The sequence below is a fragment of the Nonomuraea sp. NPDC051941 genome, from assembly GCF_044593615.1.
Window position 1 is genome coordinate 1 of sequence record NZ_JBIUCF010000116.1, and the last position, 8,843, is coordinate 8,843.

The following is an 8,843-nucleotide window of genomic DNA, read 5'->3' on the forward strand; positions in this document are numbered from 1 at the left end:
GATGGTCTGGCCCGAGATCACCGCGTCGAACCTGCCGGCCTGAACCCCGGCGATGAAACTCTGGAAGTTCGACGGGACGAATTCGACCTTGGCGACCCCGAGCCGCTTGGCCAGCTCGTTGGCCACATCCACGTCGTAGCCGGCGGGCTTGCCGTTCTCCAGGAAGTTCCACGGCGGGTTGGCCTGGGTCTGCGCCACCCGGATCATCCCCGCGGCTTTGACACGCTGAAGGAGATCGCCCTTGGCCTGGCCGGATCCGCATCCGGCGGCTGCGATGACTAACACGACGAGGAGTGAGGAGCGGATCATGGCGCGATCCCTTCATACCTCTAGGGGGTACTTGCGTTCTGCCAACGGTCTCTCCGGCCCGAACACTTCGTCAAGTACCCCCGAGGGGTAACTTTCGGACAAACCGAAGTGTGCCATTTGTGCCGTACCCCACAGAAAGGCAGCGTTCACCCCCGACCGCGCGTCCGAGCGGCGTCCATGCTCATCGATCCGCCTGGTGCCGCCGGGCGGCCTGCGCGACTCGCTCACCCGGCAGCACCTCGGCGTTCAGCCGGCGACCACTTCGTAACCGATCTCCTCGACGGCGTTCCTGATCTCCGCGTCGTCGAGCGGACCGTCCGAGGCGACGGTGACCTGCCCGGTCGCCAGCTCGACATCCACCGAGGAGACCCCGGCAATCTTGCTGATCTCGGTCTTCACCTTGCCGGCACAACCGCCACACGTCATTCCCGACACCTTGTACGTGTTCGTGCTCATTGCGGCATCCCCTTCCCTTTATACCCCTACCAGGTATATTTCACAGGAGACCGTACGCCGCGATCATCTTCGAGACAAGCCATACGGGCCAGGGGTATGTGAGATCTATGTCACGTTGCGATCCATATACCCCCCATAGGTATGGTCTTCGCATGAGCAGGCTTAACAAGATCACCGTTGTCGGTGCTTCGCTGGCAGGGCTGCGGGCCGTGCAGACACTGCGCCGGGAGGGCTTCGCGGGCGAGGTCACGCTGGTCGGCGCCGAGACGCATATGCCGTACAACCGCCCGCCCCTGTCGAAGAGCGTGCTGCACGGCGACGACGACGTCACACTCCCGGGCGCGGAAGAGCTCGACGACCAGTGGCTGCGCGGGCGCAAGGCCGTACACCTCGACGCCCGGAACCGGACGGTCACCCTCGACGACGGCACCGAGCTCGGCCACGACGGGCTCGTCATCGCCAGCGGCGCGCGCCCGCGGCGGCTCGACGGGGTGCACACCCTGCGCACCATCGACGACGCGCTGGCGCTGCGCGCGAAGCTCGACTCGGGACACGAGCACGTGCTGGTCATCGGTGGCGGGTTCATCGGCGGCGAGGTGGCCTCGACGGCACGGCAGCTCGGCCGGAAGGTCACCCTGATCGACTCCGCGCCGTACCCCATGCACGCCGGGCTGGGCGAGGAGGCAGCGCGCTGGCTGGCCGCGCACCACGAGCGCAACGGCGTCGAGCTCATCACGAACGTCCGGGTCACCGCCGTGGACGGTGGCCGAGTCCGGCTCAGCGACGGCCGCACCGTCGCCGCGGACCTGGTCGTCGGCGGCATGGGCGTGCTGCCGAACACCGAATGGCTGGACGGCAGCGGCCTGGCCGTGAACGACGGCGTGCTGTGCGAGCCGACGCTGTTCGCGACCGGCTCGACAGACATCGTGGCCGCGGGGGATGTCGCACGCTGGCCGCACACCCACTTCGGCGGGGAGACGGTACGCATCGAGCACTGGTCCAACGCCAACGAGCAAGGCGCGGTCGCCGCCCGCAACCTGCTGGCCGGGGCGGAGAACGCTCAACCCTTCGTGGACGTGCCGAACTTCGCCACCCATGTGCATGGCGCCCGCATCCAGACCGCCGGACTGCCGCACCTCGCCGACTCGGCGAGCATCGCCACCGGCTCCCCCGAAGAAGATCGCTTCGCCGTGGCCTTCACGCGGGACGGCGTGCCGGTCGGCGCCGTCGCCGTCAACTCTCCCAAGGACCTGATCAAGCTCAAGCGGGCGATCGCGGCACGCGAGATGCCTCCATCACCGTGATCGCGAAGCTGACGCCACGAAGATGGGCAGCGCCAGGAACATGCGTCCCACCTGGGCGCGCGACCTCTGGTCGCTCACCCACGCCGTTTCCTGTTCGCGGGTGACGGCTCCGGCGGCGCGTGCTCCCTCCGCGATGCCGGTGAGCATGGGCAGCATGGCCGTGTCGGTGAAGACGCCCACGTGTGCCTCCACCTGGACGTCCTGGAAGCCCGCGTCGAGCAGCAGGTTGCGGTAGCGGCGAGCCGAACGGGGATTCGGGACCAGGTCGGCACGCGCGTGCACGATGGCCCGGGTGAGCACCGGGTCATCGGAGTCGATGATGAAGGCGTCCCAGTCCTGCCCGACGAGCACGATACGCCCGCCCGGAGCCAGCACCCGCTTCGCCTCCTCCAGCGCCTTGGCCGCGTCGGCGAGCTCGTGAAAGACCTTGTCGGCTCGGTACCCGGCGACCTGCCCGTCGTCGAGCGGCAGGTCGAACGCGTCGCCGATCCGGAAGTCCGCATGCGGCCGGCGATGGCGGGCCACCGCGATCATGTCCTCGCTGACGTCCACGCCGATCGAGCTCATCCCGCGCTCCGCGAGTTCCTCGACCGCGCGGCCCGCGCCGCAGCCGACATCCACCACGGACGCGCCGTCGGCGAGGGTGAGCAGATCGTACGAGCGCGTGCGCAATGCGACGGCCCCGGGCAACGCGTCAGCGACGTCGAGCAGCTTGATGAGTGATTCCATCGAGTTGTTGTCTTTGGACATGTGGGCCAGCATGCGACTTAATGTCGACATGAAGTCAAGTGCGACCATGAGCATCGGTGAAATCGCGGAGCGGTTCGGCCTGGCGACGCATGTCCTGCGGCACTGGGAGGCGATGGGCCTGATCGCGCCGGCCCGTATCGAAGGAGCGCGCCGCCGCTACGGGCCTGACGACCTCTACCGGGTGGCCGTGATCCTGCGTGGCAAGGAAGCCGGGTTCAGCCTGGAAGAGATCCACGAGATGACGGCCACCTCGGACGGGGCAGCACGGCGCGCTGTCCTGCTGCGCCGCCGGGATGAGCTGGCCCGGCGCATCGCCGAGGCGCAGGCGTCGCTCGAGCTCATCGACTGCGCGCTGGACTGCGATCACGAGGACCTGGCCGGTTGCCCCCATTTCCGGTCCGCGGTCGAGGAGCGGGTCCCCGCGGCCGTCACGCCTTGAGGCCGGCACCTGGCGCCCGAGTGGCCGACGTCTACTATGGCTAATGGTAGATCGAGCGCTACCGGGCGGATATGGAGGGGAACCATGACGACCGGGGACATCAAGGATCGCAGCACGGCGGTTCTCGACGTGAGCGGGTTGCAGTGGGCCTCGGAGCAGAACGTGGTGCGTGCCGTCCTGAGCCGCCGCCCCGGAGTGATCGAGGTCGAGGTGAACCCGGTCGGGCAGACCGCCGTCGTGGTGTTCGACCCGAGGGCCACGTCCTTGGCCGAGCTGCGCCGCTGGATACAGGAATGCGGCTATCACTGCGCAGGGCAGTCCGTACCGTCGCACGTCTGCGATCCCCTGGCAGAACCCGACCCGCCGGGCGTCGCCGAAGCCGTCTGTGAGGCCCCTGCCGAGCATGGGGAGCACGCAGGTCCGTCGCCGCACGAGGCGATGGGGCACGGGGGCCATGGCGCCATGTCGATGGAGGCCATGGTCTCCGACATGCGCAACCGGTTCCTCGTGGCGGCCGTGCTGTCCGTCCCGATCCTGATCTGGTCGCCGATCGGGCGCGAGGTGCTGGGGCTGGACGTGCCGGTGCCGTTCGGGCTGCGCGAGGACGTGTGGGCGCTGCTGCTCAGCCTGCCGGTGATCTTCTACTCCTCGTGGATCTTCTTCGACGGCGCCGTACGGGCGCTGCGGGCCCGCACGCTGGACATGATGGTGCTGGTCGCCGTGGCGATCGGGGCGGGCTGGCTGTACTCGCTGTACATCACGCTGACCGGCGGCGGCGAGGTGTTCTACGAGGCGGCGACCGTGCTGGCGGCGTTCGTCCTGCTGGGGCACTGGTTCGAGATGCGGGCCAGGGGAGGCGCCAACGACGCGATCCGCGCGCTGCTCGACCTGGCCCCGCCCAAGGCCGTGGTGATCCGCGACGGCGAGCAGGTGGAGATCCCCACCGCCGAGGTCGTGGCCGGCGACGTCCTGCTCATCCGTCCCGGCACGAAGATCGCCGTCGACGGCGAGGTCATGGAGGGCGAGAGCGAGGTCGACGAGTCGATGGTCACCGGCGAGAGCCTGCCGGTGCACAAGGCCCCCGGTTCGGCGGTGGTCGGTGCGACCATCAACAAGAACGGCACCCTGCGCGTACGGGCCACCAAGGTCGGCGCCGACACCGCCCTCGCCCAGATCGTCAAGCTCGTCCAGCAGGCCCAGAACTCCAAGGCTCCCGGGCAGCGCCTGGCCGACCGGGCGGCGTTCTGGCTCGTCCTCGTGGCGCTCATCGGCGGCGGGCTGACGCTGGTGGTGTGGCTGCTGGCGGGTGCGACGGCCGGCACGGCGATGCTGTTCGCCATCACCGTCGTCGTGATCACCTGCCCCGACGCGCTGGGCCTGGCCACCCCCACCGCGATCATGGTGGGCGCCGGCCTCGGCGCCAAGCGCGGCGTGCTGTTCAAGAACGCCATGGCGCTGGAGACCTCGGCCCGCATCCAGACCGTGGTCATGGACAAGACCGGCACCCTGACCAGGGGCGAACCGGAGGTCACCGATGTGATCGCCGACGGGATGGAGGAGGCCGAACTGCTGCGGCTGGCCGCCGCCGTCGAGCGCGAGTCCGAGCACCCGCTGGCCGAGGCCGTGGTCCGCCACGCCGACGCGCATGCTCCCGGGGTCCTGCGGGTCGCCGGGTTCGAGAACGTCCCGGGTCATGGCGCCACGGCTCAGGTGGACGGACGCCGGGTCCTGGTGGGCAACACGAAACTGATGCAGGTCGAAGGCGTCGAGCTGGGCCCGCTGGCCTCCCGGCGCGAGGAGTTGGCCGCGGGCGGGCGTACCGCGGTCGTCGTCGCGGTGGACGGCCGCGCGGCCGGGCTGATCGGCATCGCCGACGCGCCCCGCGACAGCTCCGCGGCCGCGGTGGCGGCGCTGCACGAGGCCGGCGTCGAGGTCGTCATGCTGACCGGCGACAACGAGGCCACCGCCCGGCGGATCGCCGACCAGCTCGGCATCGACACCGTGATCGCCGAAGTGTTGCCGGGCGACAAGGCCGCCAAGATCGTCGAGCTGCAGCGCGACGGGCGCAAGGTCGCGATGGTCGGCGACGGCGTCAACGACGCCCCCGCGCTCGCCCAGGCCGACCTCGGCATCGCGATCGGCGCGGGCACCGACGTCGCCGTCGAGACCGCCGACGTGGTGCTCATGCGCTCCGACCCGCTCGACGTGCCGACGGCGCTGGTCATCGGCCGCGGCACGCTCCGCAAGATGCGCCAGAACCTGGGCTGGGCGATCGGCTACAACACGATCGCGCTGCCGATCGCGGCCGGCGTCTTCGAACCCGCCTTCGGCCTGGTGCTGCGACCGGAGATCGCCGCCCTGTCCATGTCCGGGTCGAGCGTCATCGTCGCGGTCAACGCACTCGCCCTCAAGGGGCTCCGCCTGCCGCGCCCCGTCGCTGCCGGAGACGGAGCACCGGCCGACCATACGCCGGCCGTCACCTAATCCGAGTGCTCTTCCGCGAGCTCTTCGACGGTTCCGCCGGTGGACAGCCGGTCCAGGACGCCGACCAGGTGCGGGCACTCGCTCGTGGGATGGTCAGCGGGGCAGGTCAGCGCCGCTGAGAGGAACCGGCGGGCGCCCTGGGCTCGCTCGATCAGGGCGTCCAGTTCGTCGATCTGGTCCCGCACCGCTGATCGCCATTGCTCGCCGGACTCGTCCATGACGGCGGCGGCGGTGTCGAGCCGGACTCCGAGCCGTTGCATCAGGGCGATCAGTGCGAGGCGGCGCAACTCGGTCCGGCCGTACATCCGCCTTCCGGCATGGCGAGCCGCCGGCCGTACCAGGCCTCGTTCCTCGTAGTACCGCAGAGCCGAGGTGTTGAGGTGGAGGCGACGGGCGGCCTCACCGATGGATATGAGCTCCATGCGTCCATTTGACTTCAACCCGCCTTGAACCGCGAACCTGGAGGCATGGCCACCAAGGAGATCCAGTCCTGGGCGTACGACGAGCCGATCCGCTCTCCGTTCGCCCTTCCGCAGGGAGTCCTCGGGCGTTTGGCGGGGCGGCTCATGCTGTGGCTCAACGATCCGGGCGAACTCGTGACGCTCATCGGGAAGCAGGGCAGCGTGCTGGAGGCCGGATGCGGGCCGGGCGGCCTGCTGCGGCACATCGAGGCCGAGCGGATCTGCGGCATCGACCCGTCGCCCGAGATGCTGCGCCAGGCGGCCCGCCACAACCGCGGGCGCGACGTCGAGCTGCAGCTCGGCACCGCGGCGGACACGGGCTTTCCCGACGGCAGCTTCGACGTCGTGGTCTCGGTGAACAACGTGGCGATGTGGCCGGACCTGGAGGCAGGCATCCACGAGTTGCGTCGGGTGACCCGGCCACGTGGCAGGCTGCTCATCGCCTGGCACAGCGCCACCGGCCGCTCAGCGATCGCCAGGAAGAATGCTCTCCCCGAGGAGAAGCTGGAGCGTATCGCTCACGCCCTGGGCGAGCCGGCGCAGCGCCATGAGCTCACGAATCTGACCGTTCTCGAAAGGCGCTGCCCAGGCTCGGCGTTGCCGGAGTACGGGCGGACGTAGGCCCCTGGCTGGGTTCCGTTGATGACGGGCGAGGGGGTCCTCAGGGGAGGATGAAGGAGCCTCCGGCTGCGGCCGCGAGGTCGGGGCCGAGGGCGGCCGCAGGTGTGTAGGCGCCGGGCTCGCCTTCGCCACGGGCGAGGCGTGCGGCGATTTCGGCGGCGGCGCCGGCGGTGTAGTCCATGCCGTCATCGGCGCGTAGCCATCCTTCGCGGCTGGTGCCGTCCGGCCAGGTGACGACGGCGTGTCCCCAGGAGTGCCGCCGGGGACGGGAGGCCGCCTTGAGCCGGAGGCCGGCCAACTGGCGGACGGCGAAGCGGCGCAGCGCTGGGATGGACAGCAGCTTCCCGGCGAGCGGAAGGATCGCTCGTACTGCCGCGCCGGTGGGGACCAGGGCGGAGGTGGCGGTGACGTTCGGCGCTCCGCTGGCCCGCTGCGCGGCGATGAGCTCGCCCGAGGGGGCTCCCGCCGATTTCACCTTCTGCCCGTCGGGGAGGGTGAGGTGTTGCACGTCTGCGCCGAGCCTGGTCCTGGCCAGGCGGCCGTCTTCGTAGCGGAGTCCGCCGGTGGTCAGCACGTCGATGATGGAGGCGGCGAAGGCGGCACCCACGACACCGGCCTCGATGGCCACCGAGGCCAAGGCGTCCACCCGCACGTGGCTGGGGGCGAGGCGGCCGGCGCACAGGGCGACGACGACGGCTTCCGTCGCCAGGACGCCGAATCCGGCGCCGGTCACCAGGGTGCTGCCGGCCGCTGCCGCCTCTTCGTGCAGGTCGAGGAGCCGGGAGGTGGCGGTCGGGTCGGCGGCCAGGTCCAGGTAGTGTCCACCCGGCATGCAGGCGCGGGCCAGCCGCAGGGCGGTTTCGGCGTACTCGCCGATGGTGTTGACCACCACGGTCGGCCGCCGCTGTGCGATCTCTTCCGCGATCTTCTCCACGGTGCCGGCGACGACGACCTTCACCCGGTCTCCCTGGCCGAGTTTCGCTCGCGCCTTGTCCAGGCGGTCACGGTCGCGCCCGACCAGTGCTATCGGCACCTCTCGTGATGCCAGGCGGGCGGCGACGGCGGCGCCGACCCGGCCCGTCGCTCCCAGGATCCATACGTCACCGGTCCGTGCGTCGGGCATGCCGTGAGTCATGGGGAACCCCTCCGGGCTGAAATCCAGGTGATGTCTCAGTGTGCCATCACTGATGCTAGCACCCGACGACACACTGAGACATCATTTGTTATTGTCAGGCCATGGCGAGATGGGATCCCGGAACCGAAGAGCGCCTGATCAAGGCCGCACTGGAGCTCTACGCGGAGCACGGATACGACAATGTGACCGTGACGCAGATCGCCGAGCGCGCCGGCATCACCCGGCGCTCGTACTTCCGTTACTTCCCCGACAAGCGTGAAGTCCTCTTCGCCGGCTCCGAGCGGCTGCCCACCGCGATTCAGCAGGCCGTCCTCGCCGCCGCCGAGACCTCATCGCCGCTGTCCACCGTCCTCGACGCCCTCGCCGACGTCGGCGCTCAGCTTGCCGAACAGGTCAAGAACGTCGCCGAGCGCCGCGCCGTGATCGACGCCAGCGCGGAACTCCAGGAACGCGAGCGCACCAAATTCGCTGCCGTCACCGCCGCGATCCGCACCGCACTCGAACAGCGCGGCACCGAAACCGGCATGGCACACCTGGTGGCCCAGATCGCCATGGTCGTCTTCCAGAGCGCCTTCGACCAATGGGCCAACGCGAACGGGCAGACGGACTTCGTCACCTGCCTGCGGGTCGCCGCCGCATCGCTCCGGGACACCGTGACCGCGGACTCGACGAACAGGACCCCCGGTTGACTGCTTCGCGTGTCTCCGTCGGCTGCGCCCAGATCTTTGGCGGCACGTCCTGTGGCCCGAAGGCGGTGATCGCCTTCGGGCCACAGGGCACGGTTCCTATTTGAAGCGGCGCAGCCGCAGGCTGTTGCTCACCACGAACACGCTTGAGAACGCCATCGCCGCACCCGCGATCATCGGGTTGAGCAGCCCCAGGGC

Annotated in this window: 10 protein-coding genes; 5 read left to right on the forward strand and 5 right to left on the reverse strand. The window is 69.8% G+C overall.

What is annotated here, in order from left to right:
- Window positions 1-285 (reverse strand): transporter substrate-binding domain-containing protein (locus ACIHFD_RS67330; protein ID WP_397375876.1); only part of this gene is annotated, 285 nt, incomplete at its 3' end.
- Between the two features lie 270 nt (window positions 286-555).
- A complete protein-coding gene (locus tag ACIHFD_RS67335) occupies window positions 556-765 on the reverse strand; it encodes a heavy metal-associated domain-containing protein (protein WP_364267284.1) in 210 nt (69 codons plus the stop codon).
- Between the two features lie 152 nt (window positions 766-917).
- Between ACIHFD_RS67335 and ACIHFD_RS67340 the strand changes: the two genes are divergently transcribed.
- Window positions 918-2,069, forward strand: a complete 1,152-nt coding sequence (locus ACIHFD_RS67340) for an NAD(P)/FAD-dependent oxidoreductase (RefSeq protein WP_397375877.1) — start codon at window positions 918-920, stop codon at window positions 2,067-2,069.
- Here ACIHFD_RS67340 and ACIHFD_RS67345 read toward each other — a convergent pair.
- Window positions 2,061-2,873: a methyltransferase domain-containing protein gene (locus ACIHFD_RS67345; RefSeq protein ID WP_397375878.1), complete on the reverse strand. Its 813-nt coding sequence runs from the start codon at window positions 2,871-2,873 to the stop codon at window positions 2,061-2,063. The two genes, ACIHFD_RS67340 and ACIHFD_RS67345, sit on opposite strands and share 9 nt — an antisense overlap.
- Here ACIHFD_RS67345 and ACIHFD_RS67350 point away from each other — a divergent pair.
- Both ACIHFD_RS67350 and ACIHFD_RS67355 read left to right on the forward strand, forming a co-directional pair.
- Window positions 2,866-3,258, forward strand: a complete 393-nt coding sequence (locus ACIHFD_RS67350) for a MerR family transcriptional regulator (RefSeq protein ID WP_397375879.1) — start codon at window positions 2,866-2,868, stop codon at window positions 3,256-3,258. The two genes, ACIHFD_RS67345 and ACIHFD_RS67350, sit on opposite strands and share 8 nt — an antisense overlap.
- Before the next feature lie 84 nt (window positions 3,259-3,342).
- Window positions 3,343-5,742 carry a heavy metal translocating P-type ATPase gene (locus tag ACIHFD_RS67355; protein WP_397375880.1) on the forward strand — a complete coding sequence of 800 codons (2,400 nt, stop codon included), beginning with the start codon at window positions 3,343-3,345 and terminating at the stop codon, window positions 5,740-5,742.
- On the opposite strand, the gene ACIHFD_RS67360 is transcribed toward ACIHFD_RS67355, so the two are convergent.
- Entirely contained in the window at window positions 5,739-6,164 is a 426-nt protein-coding gene (locus ACIHFD_RS67360) for a MerR family transcriptional regulator (protein WP_397375881.1), read from the reverse strand. The two genes, ACIHFD_RS67355 and ACIHFD_RS67360, sit on opposite strands and share 4 nt — an antisense overlap.
- A 45-nt stretch (window positions 6,165-6,209) precedes the next feature.
- Between ACIHFD_RS67360 and ACIHFD_RS67365 the strand changes: the two genes are divergently transcribed.
- The gene (locus tag ACIHFD_RS67365; protein ID WP_397375882.1) at window positions 6,210-6,824 is read left to right on the forward strand and encodes a class I SAM-dependent methyltransferase; all 615 of its coding nucleotides are present in this window, start codon (window positions 6,210-6,212) and stop codon (window positions 6,822-6,824) included.
- A gap of 40 nt (window positions 6,825-6,864) precedes the next feature.
- On the opposite strand, the gene ACIHFD_RS67370 is transcribed toward ACIHFD_RS67365, so the two are convergent.
- Window positions 6,865-7,947: a saccharopine dehydrogenase NADP-binding domain-containing protein gene (locus ACIHFD_RS67370; protein WP_397375883.1), complete on the reverse strand. Its 1,083-nt coding sequence runs from the start codon at window positions 7,945-7,947 to the stop codon at window positions 6,865-6,867.
- Between the two features lie 113 nt (window positions 7,948-8,060).
- On the opposite strand from ACIHFD_RS67370, the gene ACIHFD_RS67375 reads away from it, so the two are divergent.
- Window positions 8,061-8,648, forward strand: a complete 588-nt coding sequence (locus ACIHFD_RS67375) for a TetR/AcrR family transcriptional regulator (protein ID WP_397375884.1) — start codon at window positions 8,061-8,063, stop codon at window positions 8,646-8,648.
- Window positions 8,649-8,843 lie beyond the last annotated feature (195 nt).